The sequence below is a fragment of the candidate division KSB1 bacterium genome, assembly GCA_034521575.1.
Classification (GTDB): Bacteria; Zhuqueibacterota; Zhuqueibacteria; order Residuimicrobiales; family Krinioviventaceae; genus JAXHMJ01.
In genome coordinates this window covers 795810-820202 of the sequence record JAXHMJ010000005.1, presented here as the reverse complement: position 1 = coordinate 820202, position 24393 = coordinate 795810, and the positions used below count along the sequence as shown (strand labels likewise).

General features: G+C 46.8%; 17 protein-coding genes, 1 tRNA gene and 3 rRNA genes. 14 read left to right on the top strand and 7 right to left on the bottom strand.

Going from position 1 to position 24393, the window contains the following annotated elements; genetic code table 11:
* Nucleotides 1-74: 74 nt before the first annotated feature.
* Genes U5R06_16590 through U5R06_16575 form a run of 4 tightly spaced genes read right to left on the bottom strand, consistent with a single transcriptional unit; the run spans nt 75 to nt 2773 of the window.
* A complete protein-coding gene (locus U5R06_16590; protein MDZ7724369.1) occupies nt 75-752 on the bottom strand; it encodes a sulfotransferase in 678 nt (225 codons plus the stop codon).
* Nucleotides 749-1420: a small multi-drug export protein gene (locus tag U5R06_16585; protein ID MDZ7724368.1), complete on the bottom strand. Its 672-nt coding sequence runs from the start codon at nt 1418-1420 to the stop codon at nt 749-751. The genes U5R06_16590 and U5R06_16585 overlap by 4 nt, the downstream gene beginning before the upstream one ends.
* A 25-nt stretch (nt 1421-1445) precedes the next feature.
* On the bottom strand, nt 1446-2213 hold the full coding sequence (locus tag U5R06_16580; GenBank protein MDZ7724367.1) for a glycosyltransferase family 9 protein: 768 nt from the start codon (nt 2211-2213) through the stop codon (nt 1446-1448).
* On the bottom strand, nt 2135-2773 hold the full coding sequence (locus tag U5R06_16575; GenBank protein MDZ7724366.1) for a hypothetical protein: 639 nt from the start codon (nt 2771-2773) through the stop codon (nt 2135-2137). Before U5R06_16575 ends, U5R06_16580 begins: the two co-directional genes overlap by 79 nt.
* Before the next feature lie 161 nt (nt 2774-2934).
* Here U5R06_16575 and U5R06_16570 point away from each other — a divergent pair, with 161 nt between their 5' ends.
* From U5R06_16570 to U5R06_16550, 5 genes are all read left to right on the top strand, one after another.
* Nucleotides 2935-3765 (top strand): (Fe-S)-binding protein, encoded by an 831-nt coding sequence (locus tag U5R06_16570; GenBank protein ID MDZ7724365.1) that lies wholly within the window; start codon nt 2935-2937, stop codon nt 3763-3765.
* 65 nt (nt 3766-3830) lie between these two features.
* Nucleotides 3831-5174 carry a LutB/LldF family L-lactate oxidation iron-sulfur protein gene (locus U5R06_16565; protein ID MDZ7724364.1) on the top strand — a complete coding sequence of 448 codons (1344 nt, stop codon included), beginning with the start codon at nt 3831-3833 and terminating at the stop codon, nt 5172-5174.
* On the top strand, nt 5174-5857 hold the full coding sequence (locus tag U5R06_16560) for an LUD domain-containing protein (protein MDZ7724363.1): 684 nt from the start codon (nt 5174-5176) through the stop codon (nt 5855-5857). Before U5R06_16565 ends, U5R06_16560 begins: the two co-directional genes overlap by 1 nt.
* 30 nt (nt 5858-5887) lie before the next feature.
* Nucleotides 5888-8578 (top strand): aconitate hydratase AcnA, encoded by a 2691-nt coding sequence (gene acnA / locus U5R06_16555; protein ID MDZ7724362.1) that lies wholly within the window; start codon nt 5888-5890, stop codon nt 8576-8578.
* 66 nt (nt 8579-8644) lie between these two features.
* Nucleotides 8645-9235: a sigma-70 family RNA polymerase sigma factor gene (locus U5R06_16550; GenBank protein MDZ7724361.1), complete on the top strand. Its 591-nt coding sequence runs from the start codon at nt 8645-8647 to the stop codon at nt 9233-9235.
* Here U5R06_16550 and U5R06_16545 read toward each other — a convergent pair.
* Entirely contained in the window at nt 9232-12237 is a 3006-nt protein-coding gene (locus tag U5R06_16545) for a hypothetical protein (GenBank protein MDZ7724360.1), read from the bottom strand. The two genes, U5R06_16550 and U5R06_16545, sit on opposite strands and share 4 nt — an antisense overlap.
* A gap of 187 nt (nt 12238-12424) precedes the next feature.
* Between U5R06_16545 and U5R06_16540 the strand changes: the two genes are divergently transcribed.
* The 9 genes from U5R06_16540 to U5R06_16500 all read left to right on the top strand — a co-directional run bounded on the left by U5R06_16540 (nt 12425) and on the right by U5R06_16500 (nt 22058).
* A complete protein-coding gene (locus U5R06_16540) occupies nt 12425-13021 on the top strand; it encodes a hypothetical protein (GenBank protein ID MDZ7724359.1) in 597 nt (198 codons plus the stop codon).
* A gap of 272 nt (nt 13022-13293) precedes the next feature.
* Entirely contained in the window at nt 13294-13812 is a 519-nt protein-coding gene (locus U5R06_16535) for a TlpA disulfide reductase family protein (GenBank protein MDZ7724358.1), read from the top strand.
* Between the two features lie 173 nt (nt 13813-13985).
* Nucleotides 13986-14447: an SsrA-binding protein SmpB gene (gene smpB / locus U5R06_16530; protein ID MDZ7724357.1), complete on the top strand. Its 462-nt coding sequence runs from the start codon at nt 13986-13988 to the stop codon at nt 14445-14447.
* 20 nt (nt 14448-14467) lie between these two features.
* Nucleotides 14468-15754, top strand: coding sequence for a tyrosine--tRNA ligase (gene tyrS, locus U5R06_16525; protein ID MDZ7724356.1), 1287 nt, complete (start codon nt 14468-14470; stop codon nt 15752-15754).
* 345 nt (nt 15755-16099) lie between these two features.
* Nucleotides 16100-17662, top strand: a 16S ribosomal RNA gene (locus tag U5R06_16520).
* 123 nt (nt 17663-17785) lie between these two features.
* Nucleotides 17786-17858 (top strand) — tRNA-Ala (locus tag U5R06_16515).
* Between the two features lie 86 nt (nt 17859-17944).
* Nucleotides 17945-20918: ribosomal RNA gene (locus U5R06_16510) — 23S ribosomal RNA — on the top strand.
* Nucleotides 20919-20979: 61 nt separating this feature from the next.
* A 5S ribosomal RNA gene (gene rrf / locus U5R06_16505) occupies nt 20980-21096 on the top strand.
* Together the 16S, 23S and 5S rRNA genes with 1 tRNA gene alongside form the textbook arrangement of a ribosomal RNA operon.
* Before the next feature lie 56 nt (nt 21097-21152).
* Nucleotides 21153-22058 carry a TIGR01212 family radical SAM protein gene (locus U5R06_16500; GenBank protein MDZ7724355.1) on the top strand — a complete coding sequence of 302 codons (906 nt, stop codon included), beginning with the start codon at nt 21153-21155 and terminating at the stop codon, nt 22056-22058.
* A gap of 5 nt (nt 22059-22063) precedes the next feature.
* Here the strand turns inward: U5R06_16500 and U5R06_16495 are convergent, their stop codons facing one another.
* Nucleotides 22064-23560, bottom strand: a complete 1497-nt coding sequence (locus U5R06_16495; protein MDZ7724354.1) for an N-acetylmuramoyl-L-alanine amidase — start codon at nt 23558-23560, stop codon at nt 22064-22066.
* Nucleotides 23544-24392, bottom strand: coding sequence for a rhomboid family intramembrane serine protease (locus U5R06_16490; protein ID MDZ7724353.1), 849 nt, complete (start codon nt 24390-24392; stop codon nt 23544-23546). The genes U5R06_16495 and U5R06_16490 overlap by 17 nt, the downstream gene beginning before the upstream one ends.
* Nucleotide 24393 lies beyond the last annotated feature (1 nt).

Genomic DNA, 24393 nt, shown 5'->3' with positions numbered 1-24393 from the left:
GATCCGGATCGACAAATTTGAGGGCATTGTAATATTGGGGAGAGTCTGAATCCAGATCAAGAAAATTGCAGATTTTATCCACTTGTTGGCGTGGTGATTCGATCAGATCGGACGACTCGCAGTGATAGATGTGGTTTGTCTTTAATAAATTCACGAATACGCTGATGACCTTTATCGATGACCCGCTCAAAAATATCATGTTCATTATATTCATTTTGACGCGTGAGCAGTAATTTAGCCGACCGCAGTATAATTCGCATTCGATTTCCGGGTTTGAACAACGGGAATTTTTCTTTCATTTCCGGAAGCCAATAGGAATATCTGAATGTCTTGAACAGAGAGCCTGCTGTATCCCGGGTGTTGCGTTTCAGGTGAATATAATAAGGATTATCAAACAACGAATGGTAATAAGGCAAATGATAGATCAGCGCCGGATCTTTGAATCCCCATAGACCCTGATTGTTCTGCTGAATGAACTGTTTGATTTCCGGTTCGTATTTTTTGACCACTTTTTCAATTCGTTTTTCATCCATATTCAGCCGCCGGGTGATATCCAGCAGCAGTTGAGATTCGAATAATATATTCAAGCTGATGGACTGAAACCACTGGTCCTCATAGCATCCGTGTTTGTTCAGATGTTTTCCCATTTCCATATCGGTGCTATCGCCCATTCGAATGCCGAGCCGGTGGAGGATACCGGCGAGCAGGGAAGAACCGCTGCGCGGCATGGTTAATATCATAACAGTTTTCATAGAGAATCCGGTTTTTGTTCTTTCAGTGCGCCGGGTTTTTTCGGTTTTTGTTCTTTTAGTGTGGCTGGTTTTTCCGGTTTCTGCTCTTTAAAGTGATGACTGTTTTGTATAAATGTTCTGATGATAAATACGGCAATGATCACATAGGTGATAATTTTTCCTGTGGTGCCGGTCAGGAAAAAGAAATAATCAAATCCATAGGTCCACGATACTATACCCACGAACATGGAGCTGATGACAATAATGAGAAGGCGTGTCATGGGGATGCCCAGCAAAAATCCAATCACCGCGCCGGCAAACGAACCGGTAAACGGGAACGGCAGCCAGATAAAAAACGGCAGCGCCCAGGATCCCCACAAGGCTACTTTGGTTTTTTGAGATTGCGCGCGTTCTTTTGTCGATTCCAGCATTTTGCCGACATATTTAATCTCCACCAGATGGTGGTAAAAGGTAACAAAAAGGGGGAGCATGATGCAAAGCCAGGCCAGATTAACAGAGAACACGAGAGTGCTGATCATGATGGGGTGTAATTTGAACTCGAGTCCCGCAAGAATAGCTGTTGAGCGGCCTCCGGCCACAGATGCCACAATGGTTCCGGACAGTTTTAGAAAAAACGACCGGTCCAGCAGAAAAACTGTGAATAGAAAAAAGCCTATTGTGAATGCCAATGTAACGCCTGAAACAAATATTGCTTTATTCAGGCCAATTAATCGGGTTCGGTATTTCATGTTTTACTTTTTGAGTTTGTGGTTTTAGACTGTCTAATATAAATTTTGATATTTCAATGACATTTAAAGATGCTGCGGCGCATCCGCATTCGGACAGATTGCAGCTTTTTGTTATACGCTGGATGGTACACGTAATGCTTTTGCAGGCCACTTTGATCTCAAACACCCGGGAGGGGGCGTCCTGGTTGGCGCTGATCATGATGTTACTGTCGGAGCTATATCCGTATATTTTCGGTTCAGTCGCTTTGAATAAACTGATAATAGAAGTTTTGTTTGTGAACGGTTTTTCGGAATTTGACAGGGTTTTGCGTGCAGCGGCAATGTGCATGGGACCTGTGTCACCCGTTACGTAACTGTCACACAGATCCACCAGCGAGGCATAAACAGACAGTGGTGCATGCTTTTCGAGAAGAATTGTTTTTTTTTGATGTTCTGGAGAAAGCATATTGTAAATTTGGCTGGATGAGCCCTCGAATTTATAACTTCGAGCCAGCAAGATTTTATCGATCTTGCCGGAATCAACTAACAACTGTATGAGCGATATGTAAAAATCCGGTTCGATAAATGTGTAAACATTGGAGGTATCAGGATTGACAAATACAAGAGTGTCTGCGGGTGTGATATTGTTTTCCAGGACAAATATATCGCGCGCCTTTAAAGCGGATTTATCCAGAAAAATAGAGGTGCCCTTGAATTTGAATCTGGGTTTATTCGGTCTGATTTTTGGGGGCATATGAAAGACCAAATCACTGATATATTCAGCAAGACGGTAGGGCAGACTTGCTTTTTTGAGTCTTTATGTGCATTCAGTACGCGCAAAACGAGGTTGAGAGGTGTAATGACCGGACATCGGGCTTTTCTAAAAATTTTACTTTGGATCACCGGGCTGAAATTTAGAATGAGATTGTAATGATGATCCGTGAGCAGATCGTTGATTTTTAGCACATTTTTTCTGTTTTGCAGATCGGTGCTGCTTTTGAAAATCGGACAGGAATGGGAAATGGCGGGATTCGCGGCGAGAATATCCCCGACAATGGAATTGTACATATAGTCAATTTCAGCATCCGGAAAGTAATAGCGCAGCGCTTCAATCGCAGTCTGTATCATCACCGCGTCACCGATGTTTACATCAGCGATGACTAGAATGTTGTCAAGTTTGTGCAGCCTTGAGAGAGACAGGTATTCTTTGACGCGCAGAAAGCCGTTGACCTGCTGATTATAAATCAGCCAAAGGATAAATTTTTCAAAAGAAGAATCGTGGTAACGAGACAATTTCTGCAATATTTGCTTCATCGCTCTGTCGGCATAATGAACTGATCGATTATTGTAAGGTTAATCATAAAAAGTAAGGATTTTCATGCTTATTATCAAGAAGCATTTTGTATGAGGAATTCAATCAAAAGAGCCGCTGCTACGCGCCAAATTATGTTCAACCTTACGTTCGGTGTTGAATAATGTTTCAGAACACATACGGACGCTATGATAAAACCAGCTTGAGATTTACACGTTTTTTATTTAAATTGTTTCTTAATGAAACCGCCGAAAAAGTGGACAATATTGTGAAAGCTGCATTATTTATACCTTGTCTGTCTGAACATTTATATCCCGAATCTGCTTTGAACATGGTCAAAGTACTTCAGTATCTGGGTGTAGATATCGATTATGTCGAAAATCAGACCTGTTGCGGACAAATTGAATACAATTCCGGCTTGCGTGATGAGATTGTGCCGGTCGCTGAACATTTTATTGAATTGTTTTCTCATAAGCCCTGTATTGTGGCACCATCCGGCTCGTGTGTGGCCATGGTGCGCAAGTTTTATTATGATCTGGATATTCGCGATAATTTGAAATCTGCTCGTGATGAGCTGGCCGGCAAGATTTACGAGTTTACAGAATTTCTGGTGGACGTCCTGCAGGTGACTGATCTGAACGGCCGCTTTCCGCATTCGGTTACCTATCATGATTCGTGCCACCTGAATCGGGAATTGGGAATTTATGAACAGCCGCGAAAATTGATCCGTTCAATATCTGATATTAATTTTATAGAGATGCAGGACCCTGATCTCTGCTGCGGGTTCGGCGGCACCTTTTCTTACAAATTCAAAGAGCTGTCAATCCGGATGGTCGCACAAAAATGCGAAAATATTAGCAACAGCCGGGCTGAATACTGTATTGGTGCGGATGAAAGCTGTCTGATGAATATTGAAGGTTATCTGATAAAACACGCTATGAAAGCCAGAACCCTGCATATCGCGACATTGCTGGCAAAAAGTTTAGGTCTCTAATATCCATGAACCTCAAGCCTGAAAAAACGAAATCCTATATCAAAAAAGCCTTATCGGATGACAAAATGCGTTCTGCTGTGAGCCGGGCTGCGTCAAAAGCCGTGGAAAAACGCAACCGCACGGCCGGAGAATATCCTTACTGGCAGACGATGCGAGAACAGGCGCATGCGGTCAAGCGCCGCGTAATGGAGAATTTGGATGATTTTCTGCTGCAATTCGAAGAAAAATGCCGGGAAAACGGCATTCGGGTGCATTGGGCGCAGGATGCAGAGGAGGCCAGAGAAACAGTCGGAACAATCGCAGCGGAACATGGTGTGAAACAGGTTGTAAAATCCAAGAGTCTGACCACTGAAGAGATCGGTTTGAATAGGTATTTGCAAAAGAATCAGATCGAGGTGACCGAGACGGATTTGGGTGAATATATTGTTCAGCTGCTCGATCAAATCCCGTCTCACCTCACCGCTCCGGCACTGCATCTCGATCGCAAAGACATCGGACGTGTGTTTCATGAAAAGCTGGGGGTTGACTATACAGAAGAACCTGCTGAATTACTGGCCATAGCGCGCCAGAAATTGCGCAAAAAGATGCTGAATGCTGATATGGGAATCACCGGCGTTAATTTTGCCATTGCGGATAGCGGTTGTCTCTGCGTTGTTGAAAATGAAGCCAATGCCAGGCTGTCCCTCGGTGTTCCGGATGTGCATGTGGCGGTGATGGGAATTGAAAAGATTATACCGTCATTCTCTGAACTGGATACTTTTTTAAAATTGCTTCCTGCCAGTGCCACCGGCCAAAAACAGACAGTCTATGTGGATGTCGTCGGCGGACCGCTATTTCCCGCGATCGGGGAGGGGGCCCGGAATGTGCATGTGATCATACTGGATAACGGCCGCAGCCGTATCCTTGCGGACCCCCAGCTGCGTGAAACACTGTTCTGTATCCGCTGCGGCGCCTGTTTGAATATTTGTCCGGTGTACCGGCAGATCGGCGGCCATGCCTACGGCTGGGTGTATATGGGGCCTATCGGTGCCTGCCTGATTCCACAGTATAACGGAATCTCTGCCGGACGCCACGCTCCATTTATTTCATCGCTTTGCGGTGCCTGTGCGCAGCAATGTCCGGTTCAGATCAGCATTCCGCATCACCTGACGCGCCTTCGTTATGATGTGGCCAAACAAGGCTACACAGCCTGGTGGGAGCGCTATGCGTTAAAGCTGCATGCTTTCCTTTGCCGTTACCCGCTTTTGTATCGTGCGCTCACCTGGTTCCCCGGTAAACTGCAGCAGTTGCTGCCCGGGGATATGCGTTTTCCCGCCCCCGGTTACACCCGGGATCGCGCTTTGGGCCGCTTTGATTCCAAAGGATTTCGTAGACGTTTTCTAAAGATGCAAAGACAACAGGATTTATAATGAGTTCCCGCGATAAAATATTACATCGAATCCGCACGGCGCGATCCATTGCATCTGATCTTGCGCCTGAGCGCCAGGTTGAGGAAACACTGGAAACGGCAATACAACAAGATATACCGGATTCTGCCGATGCCCTGAAACAGCAGTTTGCCTCCGCTTTGCAAAGCGTTTCAGCCCGATTTGAAAGCAGTGCAGATATTGAGCATTTGTATGGATTGATTGATTGCACCCTCAGGCATGGTAAAGATACACGCTTTGCGATTACCGGCACTGATTTCACCCGGGAGATCGCTGAACATGTTTGCAGCAGATATCCCGATTATGCTTCCGTTTCCGCAAGAGATATCGAGTCTTTTGAGCGTGTAAAACAACTTGAATCCATCGGCATTTCCATTGTAGATTGTGCGTATGCGATCGCGGATACAGGAACGTTGTGTGTGCCGTTTTCCAATGTGCAGACCCAGCTGCCTTTTATTTTGCCCGAAACTGTTATTGCAGTGGTGAAGGAACAGCAGCTTGCTGTCAATCATCGACAGGTCTTTGCCTCACTTTCAGAGAAAGAACGCCGGAATATGATTTTGATTACAGGCGCCAGTCGCACTGCTGATATTGAGAAAATTTTATTCCTGGGCGCTCACGGGCCCGGAGAATTAATCGTTTTTTTGCTTGAAGACATTCATTGATCGAATCCCTGATCAGCAAAGGAGATTATTATGGTCACCAATACGTTCAATACCCTAAAAACCCTTGACTCACCCGTCGGGTCGCGGAAAATATACAAGCTTGAACAGCTGGAAAAAGAAAACGTTACAAACGTTTCAGCATTGCCGTACAGTATCAAAATTTTGCTGGAATCTGTTTTACGCAATTGCGATGATCATACGATAACCCGGGATGATGTGATAAATCTTGCAAAGTGGCGTGCTGATCGTCCTTCCGGAAACGAAGTGCCGTTCAAACCTGCAAGGGTTTTGCTTCAGGATTTTACCGGGGTTCCTTCCGTTGTGGATTTGGCTGCAATGCGGTCTGCTATGCAAAGGCTTGGCGGAGACCCCCGGGAGATAGAACCCATGATCCCCTGCGATTTGGTTATAGATCATTCGGTGCAGACCGATTTTTACGGCAGGCCGGATGCGTTGACAAAAAATATGCAGATGGAATTTGAACGCAACCGGGAACGCTATAAATTTTTAAAATGGGGACAGCAGGCGTTTAATAAATTACGGGTTATACCTCCCGGTGTGGGAATTATCCATCAGGTGAATCTGGAATATCTGGCCCGGGGAGTATTTGAAACAAAAGACAAGATTGTTTATCCGGATACACTGGTGGGAACTGATTCTCACACCGTCATGATCAACGGTCTCGGCATTGTTGGCTGGGGAGTCGGCGGTATCGAAGCAGAGGCTGTTATGCTGGGGCAGCCGCTGTATATGCTTGCGCCCGAGGTGGTCGGTTTCAAACTGACCGGAAAACTCGGCCAGGGAGTAACAGCCACGGACCTGGCGCTGACTGTGGTTCAAAAATTGCGCGAAACCGGGGTGGTCGGAAAATTTGTCGAATTTTTCGGGGATGGAGTGGACCATATGAGCTTGCCTGATCGGGCGACTATTGCCAATATGGGGCCGGAATATGGCGCAACCATGGGGTTTTTTCCGATGGATGCGGAGAGTCTGCATTATCTGCGGCGCACCGGTCGTTCGGAAGAGCAGGTTCAGCTGGTGGAATGGTATATGAAAGAGCAGGGTCTGTTCCGTGGTGAGGAGAGTACCGTACCCGAGTACTCGCAAGTCGTTACATTAAATTTAAGCGAGGTGGAGGCTTCGCTGGCCGGCCCCAAACGTCCCCAGGACCGTATTTCTCTACAACGTATCAAATCTTCTTTTTCTGAATCTCTGCGTGCGCCGCGCAAGGCGCGCGGATTTGAAGTTGCTGACACAGCAGCCTCAAAGCAGGTGACTATTGACATGGACGGGGAGGCGTACACTCTGCAGCACGGATTTGTCGCCATCGCATCGATTACCAGCTGCACCAACACCAGCAATCCCTCTGTCATGCTGGCGGCCGGGTTGTTGGCGCGCAAAGCCGTGCAGGTCGGGCTTAAAGTGCCTCAGTACGTGAAAACCAGTCTGGCGCCCGGTTCCCGGGTGGTCACCCAATATCTGGATCGGACCGGTTTGACTCCGTTTCTGGATGAACTTGGTTTTCAAACCGTGGGATACGGATGTGCCAGCTGTATCGGAAACAGCGGACCGCTGCCCGCGCCCGTTTCAGAGGCCATTGAGGAAAATGATTTGGTAGCCGCTGCTGTACTAAGCGGGAATCGCAATTTTGAAGGCAGAGTCAATCCCCTTACACAGGCCAATTATCTTGCGTCACCGCCGCTGGTGGTGGCATTTGCGCTGGCCGGACGGGTTGATGTCGATCTGAAACACGAACCAATCGGTACGGGCCGGGACGGACAGGATATATATCTGAAAGATATCTGGCCTGATCACAAACAGGTTTTAGAGCTCTTGCAGTCCAGCGCTGATCCTGCGCTGTTTCGGAAAGTCTATGAAAAAATTGATGAGCAGAGTCCGGAATGGGAAAGCATTGCCGCGACTGATGAACCGATTTATAATTGGCAACCGGACTCGACTTATATCCAGGAACCGCCGTTTTTTATGCAGCTAAAAAAAGGTTCCGGCCTCGCTTCTATCGAGAACGCGCGTGTGCTTGCCTTGTTGGGAGACTCTGTGACGACGGATCATATCTCTCCCGCGGGCGCTATTCCAAAAAACAGTCCCGCCGCAGAATATCTGAGCCGACACGGTGTGGATCGAAACGACTTTAATTCTTTCGGCTCACGGCGGGGCAATGACCGTGTGATGGTTCGAGGTACATTCGGGAATATCCGGCTCGATAATTTATTGGTACCGGACACCCAGGGCGGTTATACGGTGCATTTCCCGGATGGTGAAAAAATGTCAATTTTCGACGCGGCCATGAAATACAAAGAGGAGCAGGTGCCGTTGATTGTACTGGCCGGCAAGGAATACGGAACCGGCAGTTCACGCGATTGGGCAGCCAAAGGCACGTTGCTGCTCGGAGTAAAAGCTGTGATAGCAGAAAGCTATGAACGCATTCATCGGAGCAATCTGGTCGGTATGGGAGTTCTTCCCCTGCAGTTTAATGCGGGTGAATCGGCTGAATCGCTGGGTCTTGACGGCTCAGAGGTGTATAGCCTTTCACTGGATGAACAACTGAAACCGGCACAGCCGGTCTCTGTTAAAGCCGTATCGGCAAACGGCAAAGCAACCTTGTTTACCGTGACCAATCGTCTGGATGCGCCGATCGAAATCGAATATTATCGCAATGGCGGCATATTGCATACCGTACTGCGAAACAAAACCGGCTTGTAAGCGTTTATTCTTTGCCTGATGACGAAAACCGAACATGGATTAAATTCAAGGCTTGATGAAATAAATATGAATTCAACCATCGCGCAAGACGAACTGGTCAAAAAAGCAATTGATGGGGACCGCAATGCAATGCAGAAAATTGTCGTCGATAATGAGCAGATGATATACAGTACTGCGTTAAAGCTGGTCGGTAATCGCGAAGACGCAGAATGTGTTCTGCAAGAGACTTTTCTCAAAGTCTTTGAGGCTCTGCCCAATTTTAAGGGCCAGTCCGCATTATCCACCTGGATTTACAGAATTGCCACCAATTTTGCCCTTATGAAATTGCGGGAACGAAAAAAAACGTTCAGTAATATGGATCAGGTTGAAAGCAAAGTGAGCAAGGAGGCGTTGCAGTCCTTTAACAGCGCTATGGGTAACAATCCCCACAAAGCGCTGGAAAACGAAGAACTCAAAGCGATCATGGACAAGGCGGTGGATGAACTGTCGCCTAAATTTAAAAGTGTCTTTGTGTTAAAAGACATAGAAGGACTGTCTCTTCATGAAATTACCGAGATTACCGGAATGACGCTTCCGGCGGTTAAAAGCAATTTACACCGGGCCCGGCGGTTTTTGCGCGATCAACTTGCCGGGTATACATCCCGGAATCATGATTAGGGGCGGGGTGATTGCTGGCGCAGCCAGGGTGTGATTACCCGGTCCACGATTTCGTTATATGCATTCCGGGTTGTTTTCATGCTCTGTTTGACACGCCTGAACAGTTTTTCCGGTGTCACAGCTTCGGCACCAGAGCTGAGGTTCAGGACCTCGGCCTGATATTTTATGGTCTTTTCATTGAGTTTGTCTCCCGTAAACACGGAAAGACGGGTGATATTGCGGATTTTGCGCAGAAATTCATAGGATTTAATCAGGCGTTTTAACAGATTTTTCTTGATATCTTTTTGATACAGATTGACCAGAAACTGATAATTGGAATGGACCCGAATGTCGGGATAGATAACCCTCAAAATCATCAGCAGCATTTCAATATCTCTCAACCCCCCGCTATCTTCCTTGATGTCCAGGAATTCATTTTTTTTGTTTTCAGAGTTTTTGCGTCTGGAATCCACTTCACTCAGCATATCATTTACATAGGATGCCCGCTCATCAAATACGAATGGAAACAGGATATCCCTCTCGAATGCGGTTTTCAATACACTGCTGCCGACAATCATGCGCGAGCAGAGCAGCTGGGACTGTTCAATATATTTATAACGCGGTTCTGATTTTAAGAGATTATTTAACTGGGAAAATGTGCATACATAGGAGCCGATTTTTTCAACCAACCCATAATGGGGAATAATACCGCTCTTGGTGATCAGCGAGTTTGCTTTGGCGCATATTCTTACACAGTAATCCAGCATGATCGGATCGTCGGAATTAAGCAGAATCAGCAGGTCATAATCATCGGAAAATGCCTGTTCCTGTCCCTGACCGCCGGTGACAAAAACACCAAAAAGATCCCTGGTATCCAGGGGAGCGGACAGTTGTTCATCGAGTTCGAGTTTGATGGTATCAAATACCAGCCGCAAAAAAATGTCTGAAAATTCCGTGAATTGAGAAGCAATATGTTTTGCCGGTATCCCGGAAATGGACTGCAGACCGACTTTAAAATAACCAAAATTAAAAAAATTGACCAGCTTTTGCTGTTTTTCAGGTCCTGCCAGCGTGCGCTCTGCTTCGGCCAGACTGCCTTTACCGATCAGTGACAGCCGGCGCATATCTGTGAGGTAATGAACATATTCCGGATTATCTCTCAGAACCCTGAACATGCGCTGCTGAAAATCAGCACTGGTGAGGATAGATAGAGTTAATAGAGTATCCATGTTGTCGTGTGCGTTGATTAATTCCTGGCCCCAGATATTTCGGTCCAGCCATTGCCGGTATTTTCGCCGTTGGTCCTCAGACAGAGTTTCGATATAATCGACGATCAGTTTGGGAAAATTGAGAAATACAATGCTGATGCGCTGGGTCTGTGCCGCTTCATTGCGAACACGTGATAAAAGCTCATCATTATAAATTTTATAAAAATCCGGTTCGGGCAGCTGCTGACGGAACTGATACAGCAAAATTGCAAATTTAAACGTGGCGATAAATGAAAAACGGCTCCATTCGATCAGGCTGTTCCTCACTCTGGCTTTCTGCATCAGAGAGAGAGATTCATAATCCTTGAACAGGCGGCACAAAATCTTTCCGTTTTTGGATGCGAAAATTGATATAATATCTTCCCAAAAGCGTGTGCCTTTGAAAAACCGGGTTTCGCGGCAAAAACGCAGGGCGAGATTGCCGATACGGGTTTCTCCGGCCTCGGTTGCTTTTTTGCGCCGCATGATCCGGCCGAACACTGAAATTGATTTGAGATGGTCGACGGCGTCGGGCAGCAAACGCTGGATATTCTCTTTGGCTTGTTGCACATACAGGTAATAATCGGATAACAGGAAATGTTCCGGTTTTTGAACGCCTATACGCTGATAGCCCATCACCTCGGCGACCCGTTTTAGATTCGCGGTCGACCCTTTTTCGTTAACAAAGATTTCTTCTTCCTGAACCACCAGCAGCTGATAAAGATATCGAAATATTTCAAGAAATGTTAAAGATTCTTCGAGTTGTTCATACTCGTGCCGACGCTTTCTGTCCTGACGTCTTAACTCATGGATCAGTGACCAGGCATTCACCTGCCGTAGTCCTGAAATGGTTTTGGCGGCAAATAATGAGTTTTTGATCATTCTCAGACCGTCATCTTTGGGGTTCAACCGGTCCAGGGAAAACTCGCGCAGCAGCAGGGAGCGCGCTTCACCGATGATGCCTCGAATATAGCCTTCATGGTATCGGGAGAAGGTCTGACGTTCCGGTTGATAATAGTATCGCTGTATGACCTTGCGGTTGAACTCTTTACGCAGTTTCAGACTGCCGAAAATTCGAGCGGCTCCCAGCATTTCCGTAATGATGACAAAATCATGAATTTCATTGTCCAGCAGCTCACAATACTCATCCAGTGATGCAGAATAGGAAGTCTCGCTGCCCACATGTTCGGACAGGTGAAAATGAAGGCTGATGGCTTTTTTCAGCATTTCAGTGCTGAGATGGCTGATTGCGCGATTCAGTTCATGACGCCCGGCCTGGCCGCTGTCGATCACCCCGATATCAATATCGTCCTGATCTGAGCGTGTGCCCACACCCAGGAAAACAAAGGTTTCAAAAGCCTCCGGTGGCAGATACAATTGCATAATGGTTTTCATGTAAGCGCGGGTGAGCTGCCTCAAGGCATGTCCTGTTCTCAGCATAAACGACTTGTAAGTCGACATGTGATCGCGGTTTCTTGTGATGGATAGATACAAGCCGTCCAGTGCATTAAAATTCAGCTGAAGATACTGCAGCCCGAAAAAACAGCCCAGGTCTGTCAGCTTTGTTTTGCGGGTTGAGCCCAGTTGAGCAATTATATTCATTTCAGCACGATAATCCTTTGCCGGTCCCCAGAGATGAATGCGTTCATGCAGCCGCGCCTGTTCAAGGCGGTTTATCAAACCTTTAATATCCCGGTCCAGCAGTGTGTAATACTTTTGATAGTGGTTCCCCAATTCCGAGGAGCGATTGCGCAGGCGTTCAAGATAAAAATTCATAATTCATAGATTTCGTAATAGTGGACTGTATCCGGTTTAATCTCTTATTTCAAAGTGCAGCCGAAAACAAGTATATGAAATACAACATAAATGTGCAAGCTAAATCATTGTCGTTTTCTGTCTATAATTGCCTTGCTAAAAAGCCATTAAAACATTATTTTAATGTAAATTAACATAGGAGTCTTGTATGAAAAAATTAATGGTTGTTCTGCTGGTCCTGGTCGCGGGTTTGCTGGTCTTTACTGTAATCAAACTTGAAAAAGTGGAGCGTGCGGCGACTTCGGAACTGTCTTTTCAGGAAAAGCTGATTCTCAATAACCCGGTCCTCGATCAGGAAACCGGCCGTTACGGAATGATCGCCATTTATGAATTCAGAGTGACCAACGATGCGGGTCCGGCTGTTACACTGGAATCTGTTAATGCAACTGATCCTGCCTCTGGATTTGTGGTGGCTTTAAAAAACGAAAAGGTGATCGGAAAAGATCTGGATGCCGGTTTGTTCAGGGTTCCGTTTTCTGTAGAAGAAATAAAAAATGACCCGGCAAAGTTACGCGAGAGCATGAAAACTGGAGGAACGCGTATTAAAATAAATGATTCTCTGGAGCCGGGTACAACGCAGACATACCGGATCGGTGTTTCCCTGTTCCCTTATGACAAGTCAAAACAGACCAAAGCCAATCTGGTTTTGATTTCTCTGACTTTTGACTTTGATAATTTAAAACGCTATACCAAAAGACAGGGGTTTCCAATTATTCCGCTGGAACAGGAAACGACGGCACAATAAATTCATTTTGAATCTTTTTGTTTTTCATTACATCCAAATAGTGATGAAACAAGCAGACGACATAATAAAAGATTATTGCGGTGATATTGATCGACGCATCAAAGCATGCAAAAGTCGGGATGTTGCGGAATTATTGAAACAAAGGCTATGTTCTGAACTACAAAGAAATTGTCAAAGTTCAATGATTAACGATATTCTTATTGACCATGTCGATAAATTAATCCAAAATATATTTGATAAATCCGGTCATAATAAATACTTGGAGAAAAATTATGAAAAAAATTAGCCTGTTGCTAATACCTGTTCTGGTTTTTGTATTGGGATTTTCTGCCGCTTGTACAGATGAAAGCTCTAAAGATCAGGCTGCTGCAAATGAGAATGCGAATCCGGCCTATGATTTTGAACTGACAACGTTGAATGGAGAGACAGTCACCCTGGATTCTTACAAAGGAAAAGTTTTGATCCTTGACATGTGGGATACATGGTGCCCGCCTTGTAAGGCCGAGATTCCTCATTTTATAGAATTATATGACGAATACAATGATCAGGGACTTGAGATATTGGGCGTCGCGTTTGGACGTGAAGGTGTAAATGCGGTGCGTCAATTCATAAAGGATTATAATGTCAATTATCCGAATGCGATTGGAAATCAAGCCATCGTTGACGGGTTTGGTGGTATTCGCGCCATTCCTACAACATTCATTATTGATCAAAAGGGAAATATCCATCAAAAACTGGTAGGGTATAAGGAAAAACAGGTATTTGAGAATCATATCAATGAGCTGTTATAAACATAACGATTCTTCCGTTAAATTACCGGTGGCTGTTATTAGATGGTCGCCGGTTTTTTTATGTTTTGAATTCATAAAAAGTACTTGAAATTATGCTGTTTGTTGTCTATTTTTAAGTTTATGTCTAAACGGATAGTTATTACCCTCACTAAATAAGCAATTTGGACTGATCTATGACCGGTCACTCAAGCACGATAAAAAATCGTAAAGCACGGCATGAGTATGAGATCCTTGAGACCCTTGAGGCCGGGATTGTGCTTAAAGGTACAGAAGTAAAATCACTTCGGGAAGGAAGGGCGAGCTTTAAGGACAGTTATGCCCGGATCATGGATGGGGAAGCCTGGTTGATCAATTTTCATGTCAGTCATTACAAGCAAGGAACCATTTATAATCACGATCCTCTGCGCAAACGGAAATTATTGCTGCATAAACAGGAAATCAAGCGATTGCGTGGTAAAACCGAGGAGCGGGGTTTGACGCTTGTACCGCTCGAGATATATTTCAAAGAGGGGCTGGCCAAGGTTAGGCTTGGTCTGGCACGCGGTAAGCAGGTACACGACAAGCGCCGGGACATTGCCAAGCGTGATATGGATCGGGATACTCAGCGAGAACTGAAAAACAAATATAGAATCTAAATAGAAACGGAGATATCATTTTGAGTTTGCCGAATGTCACAGAGGAACTCAGGCGGCGCGGTTTTGTCAAACAGAGCACGGATGCGGATGAACTGGAACAGCTGCTGAGCAAAGAGTCAGTTACTTTTTACATTGGATTTGATCCAACTGCGGACAGTCTGCATGTAGGACATTTGCTCGGCATTATGGCGATGACGCATATGCAGCGGTACGGGCACCGGCCTATTGCCATTGTCGGCGGAGGGACGGCCATGATCGGAGATCCGAGCGGTAAAACTGAAATGAGAAAAATGCTGAGCCGCGAGGATATTGAAGCCAATACCGCCAAAATAAAGCAGCAAATATCCAGATTCATCGATTTTGGCAACGACAAAGCGTTGTTGGTTGACAATTGGGAGTGGATTGGCGGTTTGGGGTTTGTCGAATTTTTGCGGGACATTGGAAGACATTTTAGTGTCAATCGCATGTTGAGTTTTGAAACCTATAAACGACGCCTTGAAACCGGACTGTCGTTTCTGGAATTCAATTATCAGCTTTTGCAAGCCTATGACTTTTTGATGCTATACCGCAAATATGGCTGCCGACTGCAGATGGGAGGCGATGATCAGTGGGCGAATATTCTGGCCGGTGCAGATTTGGTGCGCCGGGTGGAAGGCGAAGCTGTATACGGACATACCTTTCCCTTGCTTACGACTGCAAGCGGAGCAAAGATGGGCAAAACAGAATCCGGAGCTTTGTGGCTGGATGCCTCCAGGACATCTCCGTTTGATTTTTATCAGTACTGGATCAATATTGATGACCGCGATGTGGTCAGCTGTTTGAATTATTTTACCCTGTTGCCGATTGAAGAAATTGAAGCTGTTCAGGATATGCAGGGTGTACAGTATAACATCGCCAAGACCGTGTTGGCCTATGAGATCACAAATCTGGTGCACGGTCAAAAAGCGGCGGATGAAGCGTTTTCCGCATCAATAGCCGCGTTCGGCAAGCGCGAGATTCCTCAAACGTTTTTGCCGTCCAGCAAGGTGCCGCGTGGCGGCACCGGAGCGGCGGACAAGGCGATACCATCCCTAAATTTATCGCGTTCAGAGCTCGAATCGGCTCCCTTGCTTGCGAACGTACTTTGCGATTTGGAAATGACAAAGTCTCGTGGAGAGGCGCGTCGTTTGATCAAGCAGGGGGGTGTTTACATCAATGGGGAACGTGTTACGGACAAGGATGCCGTGCTAAAAACCGAGCTGGAGGATGACGGTAAAATTGCCGTACGGCTGGGAAAAAAGAAACATTATAACTTGATTATTAAATAATTGCAAATAAATTGCCCCTTTTGCAGAAACCTCTTGCAAAAGAGCGAAAAAAGTGTATCTTTATGAGCCCGGTACAGGAACGGGAGTAGCTGACCGGGTGACTGTGAAGCGGATTAGATTCAGGAAGAGGCGAAAAAGTTCAAAAGGATGAACAAAACGCTTGACAATTGGAAAAAAAATGTATATCTTATAAGGCTTTGCTAATAAGGAAGAAACGGGACGAGGAATACGGGATACAGCGGGACAGCAAAGTGAGTAAGAGATTTGAGTAGTAATGTTCTTTGAAAAGTGAGCGTGCGGACCCAAGCACAAATTGAGTTTGGAGCACAGGAATTGAATCAATCAACAACGAAGGGTTTGATCCTGGCTCAGGACGAACGCTGGCGGCGTGCTTAACACATGCAAGTCAAGGAGACCGTACTGCTTCGGCGGTACCAGTAAACTGGCGGACGGGTGAGTAACGCGTAGGTAACCTGCCTATAAGTTTTGGATAACACTGCTAACGCGGTGCTAATACGGGATGTGGCATTAGCTATACTATATTTAATGTTAAAGCGGGCCTCTCGGAGAAGCTCGTGCTTATAGATGGACCTGCGTCTCATTAGCTAGTTGGTGAGGTAACGGCTCACCAAGGCGACGATGGGTAGCCGGCCTGAGAGGGTGATCGGCCACACTGGGACTGAGACACGGCCCAGACTCCTACGGGAGGCAGCAGTGGGGAATATTGCGCAATGGGGGAAAGCCTGACGCAGCAACGCCGCGTGTAGGAAGAAGCCTTCGGAGTGTAAACCACTGTTAGGAGGGACGAAGGTCAGATATTCGAACAGGGTATTTGATTGACGGTACCTCCAGAGGAAGCCCCGGCTAACTCCGTGCCAGCAGCCGCGGTAACACGGGGGGGGCAAGCGTTGTCCGGAATCATTGGGCGTAAAGGGCGCGTAGGTGGGATAATCAGTCTGAGGTGGAAGCTTGAGGCTTAACCTCAAGTTTGCCTTGGATACTGTTATTCTTGAGTACGGGAGAGGGAAGCGGAATTCCTGGTGTAGCGGTGAAATGCGTAGATATCAGGAAGAACACCGGTGGCGAAGGCGGCTTTCTGGGCCGAAACTGACGCTGAGGCACGAAAGCGTGGGTAGCGAACAGGATTAGATACCCTGGTAGTCCACGCAGTAAACGATGGGCACTAGGTGTTGGGAGCCTTGAGCTTCAGCGCCGGAGCTAACGCATTAAGTGCCCCGCCTGGGGAGTACGACCGCAAGGTTGAAACTCAAAGGAATTGACGGGGGCCCGCACAAGCGGTGGAGCATGTGGTTTAATTCGATGCAACGCGAAGAACCTTACCTGGGCTTGACACTGCTGGTGACAGATTGTGAAAGCAATTTTTCCTTCGGGACACTAGTAGAGGTGCTGCATGGCTGTCGTCAGCTCGTGTCGTGAGATGTTGGGTTAAGTCCCGCAACGAGCGCAACCCTTGCCCTTAGTTGCCATCAGGTAAAGCTGGGAACTCTAAGGGGACTGCCACGGCGAACGTGGAGGAAGGTGGGGATGACGTCAAGTCCTCATGGCCCTTACGTCCAGGGCTACACACGTGCTACAATGGTCGGTACAACGGGCAGCTAGCTAGTGATAGTAAGCGAATCCCTTAAAACCGATCTCAGTTCGGATTGGAGTCTGCAACTCGACTTCATGAAGTTGGAATCGCTAGTAATCGCGGATCAGCATGCCGCGGTGAATACGTTCCCGGGCCTTGTACACACCGCCCGTCACGCCATGGAAGTCGGTAGTGCCCGAAGCCGGTGGCCTAATCTCGATTTATCGGGAAGGGAGCCGTCGAAGGTGAGACCGATAACTGGGGCGAAGTCGTAACAAGGTAGCCGTATCGGAAGGTGCGGCTGGATCACCTCCTTTCTAAGGAGAACTCCAGACGCTTTTTGACTTGACCGTACGTTCACTTTTTATTATTTACAATTTAACTGGCTTGTCTAGTCGGGGCTGCTGTCCGGATTGATTGAGCTATGGCAAGCTCTTTTTGGGGCTATAGCTCAACTGGGAGAGCGCCGCCCTTGCAAGGCGGAGGTTACCGGTTCGATCCCGGTTAGCTCCACACAGCTGACAAGCGTCAGTTTGTTCTTTGACAATATGATAGTACAAGAGCCGAAATATAATCTGCTGCGGGTAGTAAGATGATTTGGTCAAGTTATTAAGAGCATATGGCGGATGCCTTGGCACCAGAAGGCGAAGAAGGACGTGGTAAGCTGCGATAAGCCTCGGGTAGGTGCAAACGACTGCAGAACCGGGGATTTCCGAATGGGGCAACCCGTTAAGGCTAATACCTTAACATCTGGCTGCTGAATACTATAGGCAGTACAGAGCGAACGCAGGAAACTGAAACATCTAAGTACCTGCAGGAAGAGAAATCAATAGAGATTTCCTGAGTAGCGGCGAGCGAACGGGAAGGAGCCTAAACCGGCTTGCTGATGTGAGTCGGGGTTGTGGGATATATCGTATGTTTAAGCGTTGTCATAGTGGAAGTTGTCTGGAAAGTCAGACCATAGAAGGTGATAGTCCTGTACGCGAAATGACGACAACTAAACGATATACTCCCGAGTAGCGCGGGACACGAGAAACCCCGCGTGAATCTGGGTGGACCATCATCCAAGGCTAAATACTCACTTGTGACCGATAGTGAACTAGTACCGTGAGGGAAAGGTGAAAAGTACCGGTGGCCCGGAGTGAAATAGTACCTGAAACCATATGCTTACAAGCAGTCGGAGTTCGCCAACTGGCGAATGACGGCGTGCCTTTTGTATAATGAGCTGGCGAGTTACGCGTGCGTTGCGAGGTTAATGTGTTCAGCACAGGAGCCGAAGCGAAAGCGAGTCTTAATAGGGCGATTAGTAACGTGCGGTAGACGCGAAGCCGGGTGATCTATCCATGTCCAGGATGAAGCGCAGGTAAGACTGCGTGGAGGTCCGCACCCACCAGAGTTGAAAATCTGGGGGATGAGATGTGGATAGGGGTGAAAGGCCAATCAAACCCGGAGATAGCTTGTTCTCCCCGAAATAGCTTTAGGGTTAGCCTTGTGATAAGAGTGACGGAGGTAGAGCACTGGATGGGTTAGGGCCCTACCCAGGGTACTGCCCCCAACCAAACTCCGAATGCCGTCATATTTTTCACAGGAGTCAGGGTCAGTGGGATAAGCTTCTGATCCGAGAGGGAAACAACCCAGACCGTCGGCTAAGGTCCCCAATTTCAGGCTAAGTGTAAAAGGATGTGAGATTGCCCAGACAACCAGGATGTTGGCTTAGAAGCAGCCATTCATTTAAAGAGTGCGTAATAGCTCACTGGTCAAGTGATTTTGCGCCGAAAATGTACGGGACTAAGTCTGGAGCCGAAGCTGCGGTATCGACCGTAAGGTTGATAGGTAGGGGAGCGTTCTGTATGCTGTAGAAGGGTAATTGTGAGATTACCTGGAGGTATCAGAAGTGAGTATGCCAGCATGAGTAGCGATAATAGAGGTGAGAAACCTCTACACCGAAAGTCTAAGGTTTCCTGAGTAAAGTTAATCTTCTCAGGGTTAGTCGGGTCCTAAGGCGAGGCCGAAGGGCGTAGCTGATGGGAAACGGGCAAAAATTCCCGTACCACCGATATAATGTTCGAGCTATGTGGTGACACAGGAGTGAAAGGCCATCCGGATAGTGGATAGCCGGTCTAAGTGCGTAGGCTGGACAGGTAGGCAAATCCGCCTGTCTAAGGCCGAGACACGAATGGGAGGGACTAGGTCCCATAAACTGGCCGTAAACATACTGTCAAGAAAACCCACTATGTGAGTTATATAGGTGTCCGTACCGCAAACCAACACAGGTAGACGGGATGAGGATTCTAAGGTGCTCGAGTGATCTCTGGTTAAGGAACTAGGCAAAATAGCTCCGTAACTTCGGGAGAAGGAGTGCCACAAGTATTGGAAGCTCTTTACGAGTGAAAGAGAACGTGGTCGCAGTGACCAGGCCTGGGCGACTGTTTACTAAAAACACAGGTCTCTGCCAAGTCGTAAGACGCTGTATAGGGACTGACACCTGCCCGGTGCTGGAAGGTTAAGGGGATGAGTTATTGCGGATTTATCTGCGAGAAGCTTTGAACTGAAGCCCCAGTAAACGGCGGCCGTAACTATAACGGTCCTAAGGTAGCGAAATTCCTTGTCGGGTAAGTTCCGACCTGCACGAATGGTGCAACGACTTGGGCACTGTCTCAACCAGAGGCTCGGTGAAATTGTAGTGCCGGTGAAGATGCCGGCTACCCGCGACGGGACGGAAAGACCCCGTGAACCTTTACTATATCTTGGCATTGGGTTTTGGCATTGCATGTGTAGGATAGGTGGGAGACTGTGAACCATGGGCGCCAGTCTCAGGTGGAGTCATCTGTTGAAATACCACCCTTGTTCTGTTGGAATCCTAACCTGGGCCCGTGAACCGGGTTGGGGACCATTGTCTAGGAGGGTAGTTTGACTGGGGCGGTCGCCTCCTAAAAGAGTAACGGAGGCTCCCAAAGGTTCCCTCAGCACGGACGGTAATCGTGCGCAGAGTGTAAAGGCATAAGGGAGCTTAACTGCGAGACAGACAGGTCGAGCAGATGGGAAACCAGGGCTTAGTGATCCGGCGGTTTTGAGTGGATAAGCCGTCGCTCAAAGGATAAAAGGTACTCCGGGGATAACAGGCTTATCGCGCCCAAGAGTTCATATCGACGGCGCGGTTTGGCACCTCGATGTCGGCTCATCGCATCCTGGGGCTGTAGCAAGGTCCCAAGGGTTTGGCTGTTCGCCAATTAAAGCGGTACGTGAGCTGGGTTTAGAACGTCGTGAGACAGTTCGGTCCCTATCCGTCGTGGGCGAAGGATATTTGCGAGGGTCTGCTCCTAGTACGAGAGGACCGGAGTGGACGAACCTCTAGTGTACCAGTTGTCGCTCCAGCGGCACTGCTGGGTAGCTATGTTCGGACGGGATAAGCGCTGAAAGCATCTAAGCACGAAGCCCTCCTCAAGATTAGATATCCCTTCCGATCAATCGGAACTGAAGGACCCTTGAAGACGACAAGGTTGATAGGTCACAGGTGTACGCACAGTAATGTGTTTAGCCGAGTGATACTAATCGTCCGAGCGACTTGACCAATTATTTATCGCTGCAGCAGATTATATTTGTGCTTTCAACTATCATATTGTAATGAAAAAATCCAGGTGGTCAGAGCGGAAAGGCACCACCCGATCCCATTCCGAACTCGGAAGTTAAGCTTTCCAGCGCCGATGGTACTGTCTTGGAGACGAGACGGGAGAGTAGGTCGCTGCCTGGTTTTAAATATCAAGCCTTCTGGCCTTTGCCGGAAGGCTTTTTTTGTTTGAGGCCTTTATGACGAGATATAATAAATTTTCCACATTTTTAAAGCAAAAATACGGGGAAAAAGTATGGAAAATTTGTATCGATGCCGGATTGTCATGTCCTCATAAATCACATAATTCCAACGGCTGTGTTTTTTGCAGAAATGACAGTTTTGCAGGTATGACCGCCCGAACCGGTCTCCCGATTGATGTGCAGGTTAAAGAGGGGATTTATACCATCAAACGCTCACGAAATATTCGTAAATTCCTGGTCTACTTTCAAACGTCTACCAATACATACGGGCCCATCGATACACTTGAAAAGATGTATAATTCTGCTCTGTATTCAGATGACATTGTCGGGATTTCTATCTCTACTCGACCGGATTGTCTGCCGGATCACGTTCTGAATGTGATACAAAAGCTTGCGGATAAAGTTGATGTTTGGGTAGAATTGGGCCTTCAATCAAGTCATGAACATACGCTAAAATTCCTGAACCGAGGACACACAGCAACCGACTATCTTGATGCCGTGGTGCGGCTTTTAAAACTTCCGGTGCGCATCTGTACGCATGTTATGATTGGCTTGCCGAACGAAACGTTATCAGATTATATTGAAACCGCAGAGTTTGTTTCCCGCTCAGGTGTTCAAGAAATTAAAATCCATCCCCTTTTGATATTGAAAAATACACCGCTGGCCGAATACTATGTTCAGCAAAAAATAAAGCCTCTGGTACTGAAGAATTATGTCGATATCGTATGCAATGTTATTGAACATTTGCACGAGAACATGGTGATTCAACGCCTTACTGCAGAAGCCCCGGATGAATTGTTGATCGAACCCCGCTGGGCTTTGAATAAACTGAAGGTTTTAAATGCTGTCGATCAAGAACTATATGATCGGGATTCGGTACAGGGACGGTATTATAAGGGGTGAAACCATTATAATGTCATATTTTCGTATTTGGTTTTAAATTCAAGAATCCCCTTGCTGATCGCTTGCGCGAGTTTTTTCTGATAAGATGCATTCCGAAGATTGGACCGATCCTGCGGATTGGTCATAAAACCGGTTTCAATCAATACATTTGGCATGGACGTTCCATATAAAACATAAAAGCCCGCTTGTCTGACACCAATGCTTCTGGATCTGCAGATGGAAGTTATTTTATGGTCGATGATATCCGCAAGATCCTGGCTTTCCTTGTTATAGGAATTCTGTGCATTTGCCGCCAGTATAAATGCCGCGTTTGATAATTTATCATAATGTGACTGTTTGTTTTCAAATTTTATAACCGAGTTTTCAAACTGGGCTGCCTGTCTCGCCGCTTCCGTCTTGGCCGGCCCCATAAAATATACCGTATGTCCGCGTAAACTGTGAACCGGATTTGCATCTACATGCACACTGATGAATAACTTGCCCCCGGTCTGATTGGCTATTTCAGTACGGCGTTTCAAAGGAATGAAAGAGTTCGACTCGCGTGTCAAACGAACATTGATATCTCTTTCCTGTTTCAAAATATCCCGAATTTCGCTTGCAATTGAAAGAGTAATGTTTTTTTCGTATAATCCGCCCGGTCCTACGGCTCCCGGGTCTCTTCCTCCGTGCCCCGGATCGATAATGATGGTGTCAATCCGCCATTTTTCCCGTTCTTTTTTGAGTTCTGTAAAAATGGTTTGTTCCATTTCCGGCTCGTACTCGTGAAACACCAGAACGAGCTGGTTGTCCGGGCTGACCTCAAGGGAATCAAAAACCATATTCTGGCTAAACTCTAAAAACAGCGTTCCCGTTTCATGCTCAGAGTGTGTGATTTCAACGTGTTTGAATAGATGTCGGATCGTCTGCAGATCAATTTCCGGACTGAATATTCCACCCTTGATTTGGCATTGAATAGAACGATCGGTGTGCTCAAATCGTATGTCATCCTTGGTAAGCTCAATTGACATTTTCATAATCAACTGCATCGAGCGGTCTGTGCTGTGAATCAGCAAATCCTGTATTGTAGAGTTCTGTTGATTGAGGATAAAGCGATCAGTCGTCTGGTCAAATTCTATTCTTGAATCCAGGGATGCGAAAAGAGCGCAGAAAAAAGGATAGGGTAGAAAATATCCGTCAAAGCGGCTTTGCACTTTGAGCGGAAGCTGATAGAATTCATTGTCAATTTGAACAAACGGGCTGTGAGCATACACCTGCACTGTGTGATAGGATATTTTAAAAGAGGCCTGCTGGGGCTGGGTGCGGATTGGAGAGTCCAGCGCCTGGGCCAGTTCTGACGCCGAAATTAAAGAGGCGTTATCCCGCAATGTGATCGGAATTTGCGCCTGGATGTTTTGTGTTGCTATGGTAAGCTCTTTTGCCGAAAGGGATATACCGGCCATGAGCCATACGGATAGTACGAGTCTGAATAGTAAAACCCGTGGATGCCTATGACGATTTGTCATATTTCTGTAAATAATCACTCGCTTTTTTTAGTGTTTCTTTTTCTTTTTGGGTAATGTTGTCATATCCGACTTTATTGATCCGGTCAAGAATTGTATCAATTTCACGTCGCCGTTCGTCAAGAAACATATTCTGCTGCTGTTCTTTTTTTTCTCTGTGTATGCGTTGAGTATTTGAAATACTGCGCAACCCCCGCTGCATCAGCGCTCGATATCTCAAAAATAAATATCCGGCAACAGCCCCGCCCAGATGCGCGAGATGTGCTACATTGTCAGCGGTGCCGAATATTTCACCTCGCAGTCCCATAAATACCGATAACCCAACAAATACCAGAACCAACGTCCGAGCCCGCATCTGAATCGGAAGAATGAAGAATAGTAACAGGGTGATGACCCGATTCGGGAAAAAAACGGCAAAGGCAACCAACACACCGTAGATCGCTCCTGATGCCCCGATCACCGGCACTTGTTCGCCCCAGTTAAATAATAAATGGCACAACCCGGCAAAGATGCCGGTGAAGAAATAAAATTGGAGAAAGCGTTTACTCCCTAATAATAGTTCGACTTCGCATCCAAATATGAGCAGGGCAAACATATTAAAAAACAAATGCCAGAAACTGCCATGCAGAAACATATAGCTGACCAGTTCATAGATTGCGAAACGTTCAGTGATATGAGCCGGAAACAGGGCAAGAAAGCGAACCAGCGGTTGCGATGGCCCCAACAGTGTTTGCAAAACAAAAAAGGCACCGTTGGCAATCAACAGATACTTGACAACCGGAGTAAGTCTGCTTCCGAATCCAATTCGAAAATGTTGTTGTTGGTTCATCATCATT